Below are 13,597 nucleotides of genomic sequence, written 5' to 3' on the forward strand. Positions count from 1 at the left end.
GCAACGTTTCGGGTCCCCCTCCCGTCTATGAGGGCAGGGCCTGGATGGCGCCGGTCGGCTTCCCTCGAATGTGAGAGTAATGATTCAGCGACGCAAGGTGATCATCGGCGCGGTGGGCATGGCCGCGGTTGCCACGGCGGCCGGGTGTTCCTCGTCCGGCAAGGCGGACGACAACGCGGGCTGGGTCGAGCCGGCCGCCAACATCGAGCAGGCAGTCGCCAAGCCCGTCACGCTCAGCGTGACGCCGGCCGACGGGGACACCGATGTGCTCCCGGTGAAGCCGATCGTCGTGAGCGCCGCCGACGGCAAGCTCCAGTCGGTCACCGTCACCGCCGGCAAGGCCAAGATCGACGGCAAGCTACAGGACGACGGGACCTGGCAGTCGACGGAGGACCTCGCGTACGGCAAGAAGTACACGGTCGCCGTCACCGCGGCCGACAGTGCCGGCAAGGCGACCACCGAGAGCACCACCTTCAGCACGCTGAAGCCGGAGAACGTCGCCCGGGTCACGTTCCAGGCCAACGGCATGCTCGCCCTCAAAGAGGGCAAAACGTACGGTGCCGGGCAGCCGGTGATCGTCGCGTTCAGCCGCGCGGTCAACAAGAAAGCGGCCGAGAAGGCCATCGAGATCACGACCCTGCCCGCGGTGAAGGGCAAGTTCTTCTGGAAGGACGACAAGACCGTGCACTGGCGGCCCGCGAAATACTGGGCCGCCGGGACGACCATCAAGGTCAACGTCAACATGTACGGCGTGAAGCTCGGCAAGACGACCTACGGCGCCAAGAACGCGTCCACGAATTTCCGGATCGGCCGGCAGCTGATCGCCGTCAGCGACAACCGCACCCACCTGACCAAGGTCTACATCAACGGCAAGCTCGTCCGCACGATGAAGAGCAGCCTCGGCAAGGGCGGCGGCACGACCGGGGCGAACGGCGAGCGCATCAGCTACTGGACGGCGGGCGGTCCGCACGTGGTGCTGGGCAAGAAGCGCAAGCACACGATGAGCTCGGCCAGTTACGGCGTCACCGACCCCAAGGACCCGAACTACTACGTGTCGGAGAACATCGAGTTCTGCACCCGGATCAGCTACTCGGGCGAATATCTGCACGCCGCTCCGTGGAACGGCTCACTGGGCCGGGCCAACCTGTCGCACGGGTGCATCAACCTCACCACGGCTGACGCCAAGTGGGTCTACAACACCTTCCTCGTCGGCGACATCGTCGACGTCAAGAACACCCCCCGCGAGCTGCCGATCTGGAACGGCCTGGGCGATTGGACGGTCCCGTTCGACCGGTACGGCAGCTGACGCTCGCTTGTGACGGACAGGTTGCCGTGCCGCCGCGGTGGCACGGCAACCGCCGCCTACGTCATCCGCTGACCCTCTCCTGGCACGGCACGCAGAAGCGCGCGTGCGGAAGCACCTCCAGCCGCTCCACGGGAATGCTGCGGTCACACTTCTCGCAGACGCCGTAGGTGCCCTCGGCGATCCGGCGCAGAGCACCCGTGATCTGCTCGATGGTGCGCCGGGTGGCGACCAGCAGCTCGGCCCGGTTGTGGGCCTCGCCGGGGTCCCCGGTGTCGGCGTTGATCTCGGTCAGTTCCCGCAGCCGGGCGGTCTGGGTGGCGAAGTCGGCCGACAGGGATGCGCGCAAGTCGGCGAGCCAACTGTGGTCGACGGTCCGGTGGTCGATGCTCATGGGATTGCCTTTCGAGAAAGAAGCGGGAAAACAAAACGGGGCCGAAGCTGCGTGGCTTCGCCCTGGTGGTCGTTCCTGGATGCAACGACTCCGCGGGAGGGCCTCGGCCGGTTCGCGCCGGGCTCGACAGCCGGTGCGCCGGCGGAGCGGTCAGCGCAGCGCGTCGAACGGCGCCAGCTCAGGCGGCGCCTCGCCCTTGAGCACGGTCTGGGCCAGCAACTGCCCGGTGACGGGACCGAGCGCGATGCCCCACATGCCGTGCCCGCCCGCGACGAACACCCGCGGGGCGGCGGTCGGGCCGACCAGCGGCAGCCCGTCCGCGGTGCACGGGCGGGAACCCACCCACTCGTCGCGGCGGTCGTCGAGGTCCACGCCGGTCAGGAACGGGCGTACGGCGTCCACGACGGCAGCGATCCGCCGCGGATCGAGGGCGTCGCCGGGGCGCCGGAACTCCATCATCCCGGCTACCCGCAGCCGGCCGTTCAGCGGCGTACAGGCGACCCGCTGCCGCGGGAAGTACAGCGGCCCGGCGGGCATCCGCGCGGCCGGCACGCTGAAGCTGTAGCCGCGACCGGCCTGGACCGGCTGCCGCACCCCGAAGCTCGCGGTCAGGGCGCCCAGGGCAGCGCCGGTGGCGACCACCACCGCGTCGTGCCGGGTCTGCTCGCCGGATCGGCAGACCACATCGACCTCGTCGGCACCGTGCCGCAGGTCGGTCACCTCGGCGTCCTCGACGATCCGGCCGCCGCGGGCCCGTACCGCTCCGGCGAGGGACCGGACGAACTCCGGCGGGTGCAGATAGCGCTGCCCGCGGATCTCCACGGCAGCGCCGACCTGGCCGGTCAGCGCCGGTTCCATGACCCGGGCCCGCCGGCCGGAGACCCGTAGGTAGTCGACCTCCTGACCGGCGGCGGCGATCTGTTCCAGCTCGGCCAGCAGACCGTGGGCGTCGCGCTCGCGGGCGAAGCAGGCGAGGAAGGCGGCCGCCTTCGTCGTGGGCGCGGTGACGCCGCCCGCGGCCAGCACGTCGAACGCCTCCAGCGCACGCTCGTTCAGCGGGACGTAGGCGGCCATCCCGCGTTTCCACCGCCGAGCTGTGCTGTGCTTGACGAACGAGGCGAGGAAACGCAGCAGGTCGCGGTCGGCCCGGAGCGGCAGATACACCGGTGACCGGGGACTCAGCACGGCGCGCAGGCCGTAGCGCAGCACTGCGGGTTCCGGCAGGGGTGCGGTCAGTACCGGCGTCAGCCATCCGGCGTTGCCCCAGGATGCGCCGGCGCCCACGTGCTGCCGCTCGTACACCGTGACCTGCACGCCGGCCTCCTGCAGGAACCAGGCGGTGGACAGGCCCACCATCCCCGCCCCGATGACCGCGACCTCACCCGGCGAGCCACGCCCTTGATACCAGGAAGACACGTCGTACCTCATCTCTGCGGTTGCACCGACCCACCATCGTCTCCGCGGGCCGGCCGGCCGGCGAGGGGCGGCATCGGCCGATCTACGGCCTCACTTCCTGCCGACGCCCGGCAACCAGCCGCGCCGGCCGGCCGCTCCCCCGGCGCTGACGCAGGCCGGTCCGCTGTTCCGGGTGGACGATCATGACCGGGCAGTCGGCGTGGTGGAGCAGCTGCTGGCCGACCGAGCCGAGCAGACTGCCGACCAGCGCGCCGTGCCCACGGCTGCCGACGACCAGCAGACCCGCCGCGCGGGAGACGTCGATCAGGTTCTTCGCGGCGCTGCCCGGCTCGATGCGGGTCCTCACCCGCACCGCCGGGTACCTGTCCAGCCACGGCGTCAGGGTCGTGTCGAGGTCACGGGCCACATCCCGCCGGACCGCGTCCGGGTCGTAGGGCAACGGCGGCACAGCCATCCCGTACGGCGGCATCGGCATGGGGTAACTGCGCACCACGAGCAGTTCGCCGTCACGCCGCTGCGCCTGGTCGAACGCCCGCGCCAGAGCGCGGTTCGCCGGGACCGAGCCGTCGACGCCGACCGCGACCGGGCCGGACGGGGTTTCCCGCCGGCCGCGGACGACCACCACGGGACAGGCCGCCCGGGTGACCACCTGCTGGCTGACCGAGCCCAGCAGCAGGCTGGTGAAGCCGCCGCGCCCGCGGTTGCCGACCACGAGCATGGCGGCGGTGCGGCCGACTTGCCGCAGGACCGAGGCCGGATCACCGACGACGGCGGCGCCGGAAACCTCGACGCCCGGCGCCAGAGCCCGCGCCTCCGCGACGGCCGCGGCCGCGATCTCGTCGGGCTGTTGCGCGAAAACATCCGACGCCTCGTGAGCAGTCACAATCTTCAGTGGAGAGTCGTTGCGCCGGGCCTCCGTAGCGGCCCACCGCAACGCGGCCCGGCTCTGCTCCGAGCTGTCGATGCCGACGACGACGTCGAGGTGTCTCATCTCTGCCTCCAGTCACGGGAACGGGTCCGCAGCACCATGGTTGTCGCGACTTCGGCGACAGGGCAGGAGAGCGAGCCACCAATCCGGGAGCTCCACGTTGCCGACGGCCGGCAGTCAACGCGGCAGCCGTACCAGCACGTTGCCGGTGATCGGCAGCCCACGGTCGCCGACTTGTCCGCCGCGGAACCTGCCGGTACGCCGCGGCCGAGCCCATGGTGGAGGTGGCGGCTGAAATCGCCGGAGGGCTCCGATACGGATCAGGAAGGAGACATCATGCGTTCCCCTTCACCGCTGCCGGTACTTGTCGGATTCGACGGTTCGACGGCAGCCTTGTCGGCTGTTCACCACGCCGCCGGCGAAGCGCTGCGGCGCGGCTGTGGCCTGCAGATCGTGCACGCGTTCGGCTGGCCGGTGATCCTGCCGCCGTTCCACGCGCCCTACGATCAGCATGATCAGGGCCCCCGGGCGGCGATGCTGGATCTCCTGGCGCAGACCGCGCACGAGGTCCGCGCCGTCCATCCGCTCGTGCCGGTGACCACCCGGCTGATCGACGGATCACCCGGCGGGGTACTGGTCGACGCCTCCAGCGATGCCCAGCTGCTCGTCCTCGGTCATCGCGGCCTGGGCGGCTTCGCCGGGCTCCTGGTCGGCTCGGTGGCCACCCAGGCCACAGCCCATGCCCGCTGCCCGGTCGTGGTGGTACGCGGCGACAGTCCGCTGGAAGGCGCGCCGGTCGTGCTCGGCACCGACGGCTCGCCCGGGGCCAACCGGGCGGCCGAGGTCGCCTTCGCGCAGGCGCAGCTCCGCGACGTCGAGCTGATCGTGGCCCACCACCAGCCGGCCGGCAGCAGCTCCGCGTTCTGGGCCACAGCGGGCGACGCGGGTGCGCTCGGGGCCGGTACGCGCCACCCCGACGTCAAGTACCGCACCGAGGTCGTGTCGGGCGATTCGGTCGGGTCCGCACTGATCGACCTCGCGTACCGCACCGCGGCCGGCCTGCTGGTCGTCGGTACGCGAGGCCGGGGTGGCTTCCGCGGCCTGGTGATGGGCTCGACGTCGCGAAGCCTGATCGAGCACGCCTCGTGCCCGGTGCTGGTGGTTCCCGCACCCCAGGACGTGCATTGACGCGACGACACCGTCGCCGACCCGAAGGGAGACAGACATGCTCAACGACGCCGAACAGCGCCGATTGACGCAGATCGAACAGGAACCGCGGTCCGACGATCCGGAGTTCACGCAGCGATTCGGCCGGCTCCCGCTGCGCTCGCCCCAGGAATGGCGGGGCATGACCGCACGCGGGTGGTTGCTCGCGGCCGCGCTGGTCATGGGCTTCGCCGTGCTGATGGGCAGCCGCGGAATGGCGCTCATCGCGGTGTGCGTGGCGGCCGTGAGCGGCGGCATCTGGCTGACCCACCACCTCCGCTCCCCCGACGACCGGCGACCGCCACGGCCGTAGCCGTTCCGGGGCAACGGCAGGGAGAAGCGTCGGACCTGCCCGGGGTCGCCTCGCGCACCGGCATGTCACACAGCCGAGGGCGGTACATCGGAACGCGCTCGCGACGATGCACTCCAGCGGCCCACGGGGGAAGGCCGGCGAACGCGCACCGTGGCGTTCGATGTCTCGGCGTGCCCACGGGTGCTGCGACGGCGATCGGTCAGGTCCGACGCCTGGTCCGATGGTGACGCGGTCCCGACCACGCCGACATGCGCGCCGCATGCAGCAACGGCCGTTCCCCATTGCCGCGCGTCGGCAACCACGGCACGTTGCGAGCCTCAACTCCTCCCCCGTTTCGGCGAGGAGGTCCGACTCCTTGAGGAGGGGCCATGTGCACGACCATCGCCTGGGCCACCGACGGTTCCGCGTCGGCACCGGCGGTGCTCGTCATCAGCAACCGTGGGCACGGATCGGTGTGCAACCTCCTGCTCGGCCGGACCGCCACCCGGCTGCCGCACGGCGCGTCGTTGCCGATCATCGCGGTGCCCTCCGCCTCGATCTCGCCGTGGACCGGCGTTCAGCCGGCGCAGCCGGGTCACCCGGTCCATCACCAGCGCGCCGACCTCGTGGTCGAAGCGGGGTGTCTCCCGTTACATCTTGCCCCAGGTAGTTGCAGCTTCAAGTAATTCAGCTTACCGTATTAGTTGTTGCTTCAAGTAAATCCACTTCCACGAGAGGAACGGTCATGGCGCACATCAGCATCATCGGCACCGGGAACATGGGCTCGGCGATCGCCGGCCTGGTCACCAAGGGCGGCAACACCGTCGAGGTGTTCAGCTCCTCCGACACCGGCAAGCCGGTCACCGGCGACATCGTCGTCCTGGCCGTCCCCCACGGGGCTGTGCCGGCCATCCTGGCCGAGCGCGCCGACCAGCTCGCGGGCAAGGTCGTCGTCGACATCACCAACCCCTTGAACTTCGAGACGTTCGACTCGCTGAACGTCGCCGCCGACTCCTCGGCCGCCGCCGACATCGCCCGCGCGCTGCCGCAGTCGCGGGTGCTCAAGGCGTTCAACACCAACTTCGCCGCCACCCTGGTCTCGGGGGCTGTCGGCTCGCTGCCGACCACCGTCCTGATCGCCGGCGACGACGCGGACGCCAAGGCCCTGCTGGCGGGTGTGATCACCACCGGCGGCCTGCGCGCCGTGGACGCGGGCGTCCTGAGCCGGGCCCGGGAGCTCGAAGCGATCGGCTTCCTCCAGCTCACCCTGGCGGCCGGCGAGAAGATCGCCTGGACCGGAGGCTTCGGCGTCGTCGCCTGATCGATCGCCGGCTGGCAATTGCACGACGGTAAATGGCCGGTTAACCAAAGGACATTGGATCACGTCGAGCTCCCGGCTTAGCCTGGCCGCAAGGCAACCGGGAAGCCGAAAAGGAGCTTGGCGTGTTCTACGAGATCCGACGGGAAACGGCGGTGCCGGGCCGCGGCAAAGAATTGGCTCAGTGGATGGACGAGCAGGTCATTCCCGTGCATGAGGCCGCCGGAATGATGGTCGTGGGCGCGTTCACCGATATCGAGGACGAGGACGCTTTCGTCTGGATCCGTAAGTTCCGCGATGCGGAGGAACGCGAAGAAATCGTGGCTCGGGTGCACCGGGATCCGCTTTTCGAAGCCGAGATCAGGCCGCGTCTCGGTCACATTCTGGCCGGTGCAGCGGTCACCGTACGGCTGGCGCCGACCGGCTCCTCCACGCTCTCATGAGTTTGGTCATCGAGTCCGGTGTCGCCGTGCCGATGCGCGACGGCGTCACCCTGGCGACCGATCTGTGGCGCCCGGCCGGGAACGGTCCGTGGCCGGTCCTGCTGACGCGCACCCCGTACGGGCGGACCTCGACCGCGCACCTGGGCAATCCGAAACTGCCCGACATCCGGGCTCTGGCCGACCACGGCTACCTGGTCGTCGTCCAGGATGTCCGGGGCACCGGGGACTCCCCCGGCCGGCTGGAACCGCACCGCTTCGATCGGAGCGACACCGTCGACACCCTGGCCTGGATCGCCGGGCAGACCTGGTGCGACGGCCGCGCGGGGATGTGGGGCGCCTCCTACATGGGCTTCCCGCAGTGGCAGGCGGCCACCCAGGCCCCGCCGGTGCTGCGCGCGATCGCTCCCCTGATGACCTCGGCCGACCCGTACGGGGCCTGGCACTCGGCGCAGGGCGCCTTGGCGCAGGGCACGTTGCTCAACTGGTCGGCCCGCATGGCCATGGCCAACCTGTCACGCGAGGAGAGCGACGGGCCCTCGGCAGAGATCCGGGACGCGCTCGGCGATGTCGACATGCTGATCGGCCGCCACGACGCCATCGTCCGGGGCCTGCCCTGGCTCGGCGAGATGCTGGCCCACCCGGAGTACGACGCGTACTGGCGATCCCGGTCCGCGTTGGAGCGCAGTGCGGCGATCACCGTTCCGGCGTTCAACCTGACCGGCTGGTACGACGTGTTCGCGCGGGAGGTCGTCCGCTCGTACACCACCATGCGCCGCAGCGGTGGCAGTGCGGCGGCCCGGGAAGGGCAGCGGCTGGTCATCGGCCCGTGGGGGCACGGTGACGGTGCCGATCTCGGTGTCTTCCCGGACCGTTCGTTCGGCCTCGCCGGGTCGGTCAGGGCGGCGGCAATCACCCAGGCGCATCTGCGGTTCTTCGACCGGTGGGTCAAAGGCCACGACGACACCGACCCCGGCGCGCGGGTACGCATCTTCGTCATGGGCCTCGACCAGTGGCGCGACGAGGACGACTGGCCCCTGCCCGGCACCCGGTACGAGGACCGCTTCCTGCACAGTGCGGGACGGGCCAACAGTTCCGAGGGCGACGGACGGCTCCACCGGGCCCCGGCTGTCGAGGAACGCAGCGACTCGTTCTCCTACGATCCGCGCCACCCGGTCCCGACCGTGGGCGGAGCGACCCTCGGCGTCGACGGGCTCGCCGGCCCCACCGATCAGGCGGAGGTGGAACGTCGTGACGACGTCCTCTGCTACACCGGCGAATCGCTCGTGGCGCCGCTGGAGGTCACCGGCCATGTCACCCTGACCGTGCACGTGTCCTCGACCGCGGCCGACACCGACGTCACCGGCAAGCTCGTCGACGTCTTCCCCGACGGTCGCGCGATCATCCTGTGCGAGGGCATCTGCCGGATGCGGTACCGGAGCTCGCTGAGCCGGCCGCAGCCGCTGGAGCCGGGCGAGATCGTCGAGGCGACGATCGGGCTCGGCGTGACCTCCAACGTCTTCCTGCCCGGGCACCGCATCCGGCTCGAGGTGTCCAGCAGCGACTTCCCGCGCTACGACCGCAACCCCACGGCCGGCGTCGAGGTCGCCGTGAACCGCATCTTCCACGGACCGCGGCATCCGAGCCGGCTGACGGTGCCGGTGATCGCGAGGACCCCGTGAGCGTGCAGCGCATCGAGGCGGACCTGCTGATCCCCGGCCGCGGCGCGCCCGTCCACGACGGTGTCGTCGTGATGGACGGCCCGGTCATCACCTACGCGGGTCCGCGCGGCGGTGCTCCGGCCGGATCCGCGACGGCCGAGCCGGTCCGGGCCCGTACCGTCATGCCGGGAATGTGGGATTGCCACACGCATCTCAACGGCGGCCGCCCGGGCTCCTTCGATTTCGCCCAGCTCGTGCAGGAGCATCCCGCGACCCGCGCGGCCCGGGGTGCGCAGAGCCTGCGCCGCGCGCTCGATGCCGGTGTCACGAGCATCCGGGAGCTCGGCGGGATGGGGCTGCACCTGGCTCCGGTGGTCGCCGAGGGGTTCGTGCCGGGCCCGGCGATCTACGCGGCGGGCTCGGTGCTGTCGGCCACCGGCGGTCACGGAGACATCCACACCCTGCCTACGGCCTGGGTGCACGACTGCGGGCGCGCGGGCGCCGGCTTCCGCCTGGCGGACGGCGAGGCCGAGTGCGCCAAAGCGGTACGCGAGCAGCTCCGGCACAACGCCCGGATCATCAAGGTGTGCGCGTCCGGCGGCGTGCTCAGCGTCATCGACGATCCGATCCATCAGGAGCTGACCGTCCGGGAGCTGCGCACCGTGGTGGAGGTGGCCGGGCTCGCCGAGCGCAGTGTCGCGGCGCACTGCCACGGCAAGCCGGGGATCATGGCGGCGTTGGAGGCCGGGGCGCTGACCATCGAGCACGGCAGCTACCTCGACGACGAGGCCTGTGAGGCGATGACGGAGGCCGGGGCGATCCTGGTGCCCACCCTCACGATCGTCCAGGAGTTGCTGGACAGCGAGCTGCTCCCGCCGTACGCGATCCGGAAGGTGCGGGGCATCGCCCAGCTGCACCGGGAGAACATCGCCCGGGCCCACCGGGCCGGCGTGCGGATCGCGATGGGGTCGGACATCCAGAGCACCGGCGATGCCCGGCCGCCTGGGGACGGCACGGGCGCGAGGCGGCGTTGCTCCACGAGATCGGCATGGAGCCGCTGGACGTGATCGAGGCCGCCACCGCCAACGGCCCGGCCACCCTGGGCCGGCAGGCGCCGCTCTCCGGGCAGCTGCGGCCGGGCTACGACGCGGACGTCGTGATCGTCGACGGTGACCCGCTGCGCGACGTCTCCCTGCTCGCCGACCCGGCCAGGATCTCGGCGGTCTGGCGGGCCGGCATCCCGGTGAAAGGCCGGCAGACCACGTGGATCTCGAACGCGTCCTCCTGCTGATCCTGGCCGGCGTCCTCGCGGGAGGGGTGAACGCGCTGGCCGGCGGCGGCTCACTGATCACGTTCCCGGCTCTGCTCATGACCGGCCTGCCCCGGTCGGGGCGAACGTCACGAACTCCGTGTCGGTCTTTCCCGGCTACCTGTCCAGCGTGCTGGGCAGCCGGGCCGACCTCGCCGGGCAACAGCACCGGCTCGGCCGGGTGCTGCCCGCGGGTGTCGCCGGCTCGGCCGCCGGCTGCGCGTTGCTCCTGGTCACGCCGGCTCGCGCGTTCGAGCTCATCGTGCCGTTCCTGGTGCTGGCCGCGGCCGCGGCGCTGCACTTCCAGGACCGGCTGCGCGGCCTGGTCGGTCATCCGCGCGCGCTCAGCCCCCGCCGGCAGGCGATCGCGCTGCAGGTCGTCGTCTTCGCCGGGGCAGTCTACGGCGGCTACTTCGGCGCCGCGATGGGTGTCATGTACGTGGCCGCACTCGCCCTGGTCCTCGACGAGACGCTGAACCGTCTCAACGCTCTCAAGAACGTCCTGTCCGCCACCGTCGGCGCCGTCACTCTGTTGACGTTCGCGCTCTTCGGCCCGGTCGACTGGCCGGTCGTGCTGATCCTGGCTCCGTCGACCGTCGTCGGCGGCTACGCGGGTGCGCTGCTGGCCCGGCGGCTGCCCCCGCGCATTCTGAAGGCGCTCATCGTCACTTTCGGCACCGCCATCGGCTCGGTCCTGCTGGTGCGCGCGCTCACCTGATTGATTGCGTCACGGTAAATCGCTGCTTCACCATTTCGCATTGGCTATTGCCGGTGAGTTTTCTTAGCGTTGTTCCCACGATGAACATCACACCGCTCGACCACATGCAGATCGCCGGAGTCGTCGCCGCTCTGGCCCACGCCCAGGACGACAAGGACTGGGAACGCTTCCGGCAATTGTTCGCCGACCGGGTGACGCTCGATCAGTCCGGGCAGTCCGGCGCACCCGCCGAGGAACTGACGGCCGACGAACTGACCGCCAAGGCCCGCACTGTGCTGGAGGGATTCGCCGCCACCCACCACGCGAGCTCCGACCTGCTCGTCGAGGTGACCGGTGCGGGCGTCACCGGCCGGGCGCACATGGTCGCCTATCACCACCTTCCGGCACCGGGCGTCGACTTCTGCGTCATGCGCGGCTATTGGCAATTGGAACTGACCCGTTCACCGCAGCAGCGCTGGCTGATCCGGCGCTGGGCCGTCGTACGCACCGCGCCCTGGGAGGGAAACCCTGATCTGTACCGCATGGCCAGCAAAGGAAAGCACCGGGTCGTAGCAGAGAATCAGAAGGGATCGACCACATGCGGGCAATGATCGCCGGCGGCGGAATCGTCGGACTCACCAGTGCCATCGCGCTGCGGGCTGCGGGTATCGACGCCGTGGTGCACGAGCAGGCGCCCGAGATCCGCGCCGCGGGCGCCGGGCTCGGGCTGTGGGCCAACGCGCTGGCCGTCTTCGACGAGCTCGGGCTGGGCGAGCAGCTGCGGGCCATCGGGCGGCCGGCCGAGATGTACTTCCGGGACCCGGCCGGCCGGCTCATCGACCCGCCCGGATTCTCCCCGGACGATCACCGCTACCTGCTGGTGAACCGTCCCAAGCTCAACGCGTTGCTGGCCGAGGCGGTGGGCCACGACAACATCCGCCTGAATTCGCGTCTCGTCAGTTATGAGGAGACCGACGCCGGCGTGACGGCCCACTTCGACGACCGCACATCCGCCCAGGCGGACCTGCTGATCGGCGCCGACGGCGCCTACTCGGTCGTCCGGTCCCTGCTGGTGCCCGGCAGCGACGCGATCGAGCACGAGGGACACCACGCCTGGCGCTCGGTCGTCCCGCCACCTCCCGGGGTCTCCATCGACGCGAGCGTGATCGTGCTGGGCGACAAGCGCACCCGCGGCGGGTACGTGCCCACCGCCGACGGAACCGTGTACTGGCTGGTCAACCAGTTCGACGCGGATCCGCTGGAGGGCACACCGAAGCACCAGGCCGCGCAACGGGCCCGGTTCCTGGACACCACGGGCTGGAACCCGGCCATGCTGGCCCTGATCGAGTCGAGTCCCGACCACACGATCCTGCACAACCAGATCATGCTCGTCCCACCGTTGACCCGGTGGGTCTCGCACCGCGTCGCCCTGGTCGGTGACGCCGCGCACGCGCTGTCCCCGCACATCACCGCGGGCGCGTCGCTGGGCGTGCAGGACCCGCTGGTGCTGGCCCGGCTGCTCACCTCGACGCCGGAGATCCCGGACGCGCTGGCCGCGTACGAGCGGGACCGGCTGCCGCACTACGCCCAGGTCAACGAGCTGTCCAGCAAGGTGGAGAACTCGGCGACCCCCGACGAGTTCGCCACCAACTACGTGGCCTTCACGCGCTGGATGCTCAACCGGTAGCCGGCGCCGGCCGGCAGATCTCGGCCAGCGCGTCCCGGATCCGGTCACGGAGCCAGGCGTGCGCGGCGTCCGAGTCGTTGCGCTGGTGCCAGGTGCAGTTGATCGGGGCTGCCGGCACCGGCGCCGGCAGCGGGCGGGTGATCAGGCCGAAGCTCTCGACGACGGGACGGCTGATCAGCGCGGTGGTGGTGACCAGCATGTCGCTGCGGCTGGCGATGCGCAGGGCCATCGTGAGGCTCGCGACGGTGGCGACGACCCGGCGGCCCAGGCCAACGGCGGCGAGCAGGTCGTCGATCGGGTCGGTCAGCCGCCCCCGGCGGGAGACGAGCACGTGCTGCTCGGCCGCGTACGAGGGCAGGTCGAGGCTCTTGCCGCAGGGATGGTCCGGGCGCATCGCGACGGTCAGGGAGTCGTGGCCGAGGGTCTCGCAGCGGAACTCGGGCAGGCTCGGGCGGCCGGTGCCCAGCTCCAGGTCCACGTGGCCCTGCCGCAGGCCGCCGGTGTCGACGGTGCTCTCGCCCACGATCCGCAGCCGTACGCGGGGCGCCTGCGCGTGGATCCCGGCGACCAGTACAGGTGCCAGTGAGGTCGCGAGGGCGTCGTTGCACTGGACGGTGAAGATCCGGTCCAGGACGGCCGGCTCCACCTCGCGCCGCGGCGTGAGCACGTCGTGGGCCTGGCGGATCAGTTGGCGGACGTCGTCGCGGATCGCCAGCGCGTACGGCGTGGGCGTCATCGAACGGCCGGTGCGCACCAGGATGTCGTCGCCGGTGAGCTTGCGGAGCCGGCCGAGCGTCCGGCTGACCGCCGGCGACGACAGGTGCAGCCGCTCCGCCGCGCCCATAACGCTGCGCTCCTCGAGCAGGGCGTCCAGCGCGGTGAGCAGATTCAGATCCACGGACATGGGTCCGACGCTAGGTCAGGCCCCGTGGTTATCACCAATGCA

The 13,597-nt window shown here is 70.9% G+C and carries 15 protein-coding genes and 1 pseudogene; 12 read left to right on the top strand and 4 right to left on the bottom strand.

Annotated elements, in window-relative coordinates; genetic code table 11:
• Positions 1 to 79: 79 nt before the first annotated feature.
• Entirely contained in the window at positions 80 to 1,306 is a 1,227-nt protein-coding gene (locus tag ACWEOZ_RS20990; protein WP_451912356.1) for an Ig-like domain-containing protein, read from the top strand.
• 61 nt (positions 1,307 to 1,367) lie between these two features.
• Here ACWEOZ_RS20990 and ACWEOZ_RS20995 read toward each other — a convergent pair whose 3' ends face one another.
• The 3 genes from ACWEOZ_RS20995 to ACWEOZ_RS21005 form a co-directional block, all read right to left on the bottom strand.
• On the bottom strand, positions 1,368 to 1,697 hold the full coding sequence (locus ACWEOZ_RS20995) for a TraR/DksA family transcriptional regulator (protein WP_451912357.1): 330 nt from the start codon (positions 1,695 to 1,697) through the stop codon (positions 1,368 to 1,370).
• 150 nt (positions 1,698 to 1,847) lie between these two features.
• Positions 1,848 to 3,113: an NAD(P)/FAD-dependent oxidoreductase gene (locus ACWEOZ_RS21000; RefSeq protein ID WP_451912358.1), complete on the bottom strand. Its 1,266-nt coding sequence runs from the start codon at positions 3,111 to 3,113 to the stop codon at positions 1,848 to 1,850.
• Between the two features lie 82 nt (positions 3,114 to 3,195).
• Positions 3,196 to 4,104, bottom strand: coding sequence for a universal stress protein (locus ACWEOZ_RS21005; RefSeq protein ID WP_451912359.1), 909 nt, complete (start codon positions 4,102 to 4,104; stop codon positions 3,196 to 3,198).
• Between the two features lie 273 nt (positions 4,105 to 4,377).
• Here ACWEOZ_RS21005 and ACWEOZ_RS21010 point away from each other — a divergent pair, with 273 nt between their 5' ends.
• The 11 genes and pseudogenes from ACWEOZ_RS21010 (at position 4,378) to ACWEOZ_RS21060 (ending at position 12,651) form a co-directional block, all read left to right on the top strand.
• Complete coding sequence (locus ACWEOZ_RS21010; RefSeq protein ID WP_451912360.1) at positions 4,378 to 5,229, top strand: universal stress protein; 852 nt, start codon at positions 4,378 to 4,380, stop codon at positions 5,227 to 5,229.
• Between the two features lie 37 nt (positions 5,230 to 5,266).
• Positions 5,267 to 5,560, top strand: coding sequence for a DUF3040 domain-containing protein (locus ACWEOZ_RS21015; protein WP_451912361.1), 294 nt, complete (start codon positions 5,267 to 5,269; stop codon positions 5,558 to 5,560).
• 368 nt (positions 5,561 to 5,928) lie between these two features.
• Positions 5,929 to 6,225 carry a hypothetical protein gene (locus ACWEOZ_RS21020; protein WP_451912362.1) on the top strand — a complete coding sequence of 99 codons (297 nt, stop codon included), beginning with the start codon at positions 5,929 to 5,931 and terminating at the stop codon, positions 6,223 to 6,225.
• Between the two features lie 59 nt (positions 6,226 to 6,284).
• Complete coding sequence (locus ACWEOZ_RS21025) at positions 6,285 to 6,860, top strand: NADPH-dependent F420 reductase (RefSeq protein WP_451912363.1); 576 nt, start codon at positions 6,285 to 6,287, stop codon at positions 6,858 to 6,860.
• Between the two features lie 122 nt (positions 6,861 to 6,982).
• Positions 6,983 to 7,300, top strand: a complete 318-nt coding sequence (locus tag ACWEOZ_RS21030) for an NIPSNAP family protein (protein WP_451912364.1) — start codon at positions 6,983 to 6,985, stop codon at positions 7,298 to 7,300.
• Positions 7,297 to 8,979, top strand: coding sequence for a CocE/NonD family hydrolase (locus tag ACWEOZ_RS21035; protein ID WP_451912365.1), 1,683 nt, complete (start codon positions 7,297 to 7,299; stop codon positions 8,977 to 8,979). Before ACWEOZ_RS21030 ends, ACWEOZ_RS21035 begins: the two co-directional genes overlap by 4 nt.
• Entirely contained in the window at positions 8,976 to 10,025 is a 1,050-nt protein-coding gene (locus ACWEOZ_RS21040) for an amidohydrolase family protein (RefSeq protein ID WP_451912366.1), read from the top strand. Before ACWEOZ_RS21035 ends, ACWEOZ_RS21040 begins: the two co-directional genes overlap by 4 nt.
• Positions 10,007 to 10,249, top strand: coding sequence for an amidohydrolase family protein (locus tag ACWEOZ_RS21045; RefSeq protein ID WP_451912367.1), 243 nt, complete (start codon positions 10,007 to 10,009; stop codon positions 10,247 to 10,249). The genes ACWEOZ_RS21040 and ACWEOZ_RS21045 overlap by 19 nt, the downstream gene beginning before the upstream one ends.
• Positions 10,222 to 10,985 (top strand): annotated as a pseudogene (locus ACWEOZ_RS21050) (sulfite exporter TauE/SafE family protein). Before ACWEOZ_RS21045 ends, ACWEOZ_RS21050 begins: the two are co-directional and overlap by 28 nt.
• An 80-nt stretch (positions 10,986 to 11,065) precedes the next feature.
• Positions 11,066 to 11,575, top strand: coding sequence for a nuclear transport factor 2 family protein (locus ACWEOZ_RS21055; protein WP_451912368.1), 510 nt, complete (start codon positions 11,066 to 11,068; stop codon positions 11,573 to 11,575).
• Positions 11,563 to 12,651 (top strand): FAD-dependent monooxygenase, encoded by a 1,089-nt coding sequence (locus ACWEOZ_RS21060; protein ID WP_451912369.1) that lies wholly within the window; start codon positions 11,563 to 11,565, stop codon positions 12,649 to 12,651. The genes ACWEOZ_RS21055 and ACWEOZ_RS21060 overlap by 13 nt, the downstream gene beginning before the upstream one ends.
• On the opposite strand, the gene ACWEOZ_RS21065 is transcribed toward ACWEOZ_RS21060, so the two are convergent.
• Entirely contained in the window at positions 12,641 to 13,555 is a 915-nt protein-coding gene (locus ACWEOZ_RS21065) for a LysR family transcriptional regulator (protein ID WP_451912370.1), read from the bottom strand. The two genes, ACWEOZ_RS21060 and ACWEOZ_RS21065, sit on opposite strands and share 11 nt — an antisense overlap.
• Between the last annotated feature and the right edge of the window lie 42 nt (positions 13,556 to 13,597).

The organism is Actinoplanes sp. NPDC004185 (genome assembly GCF_053603475.1).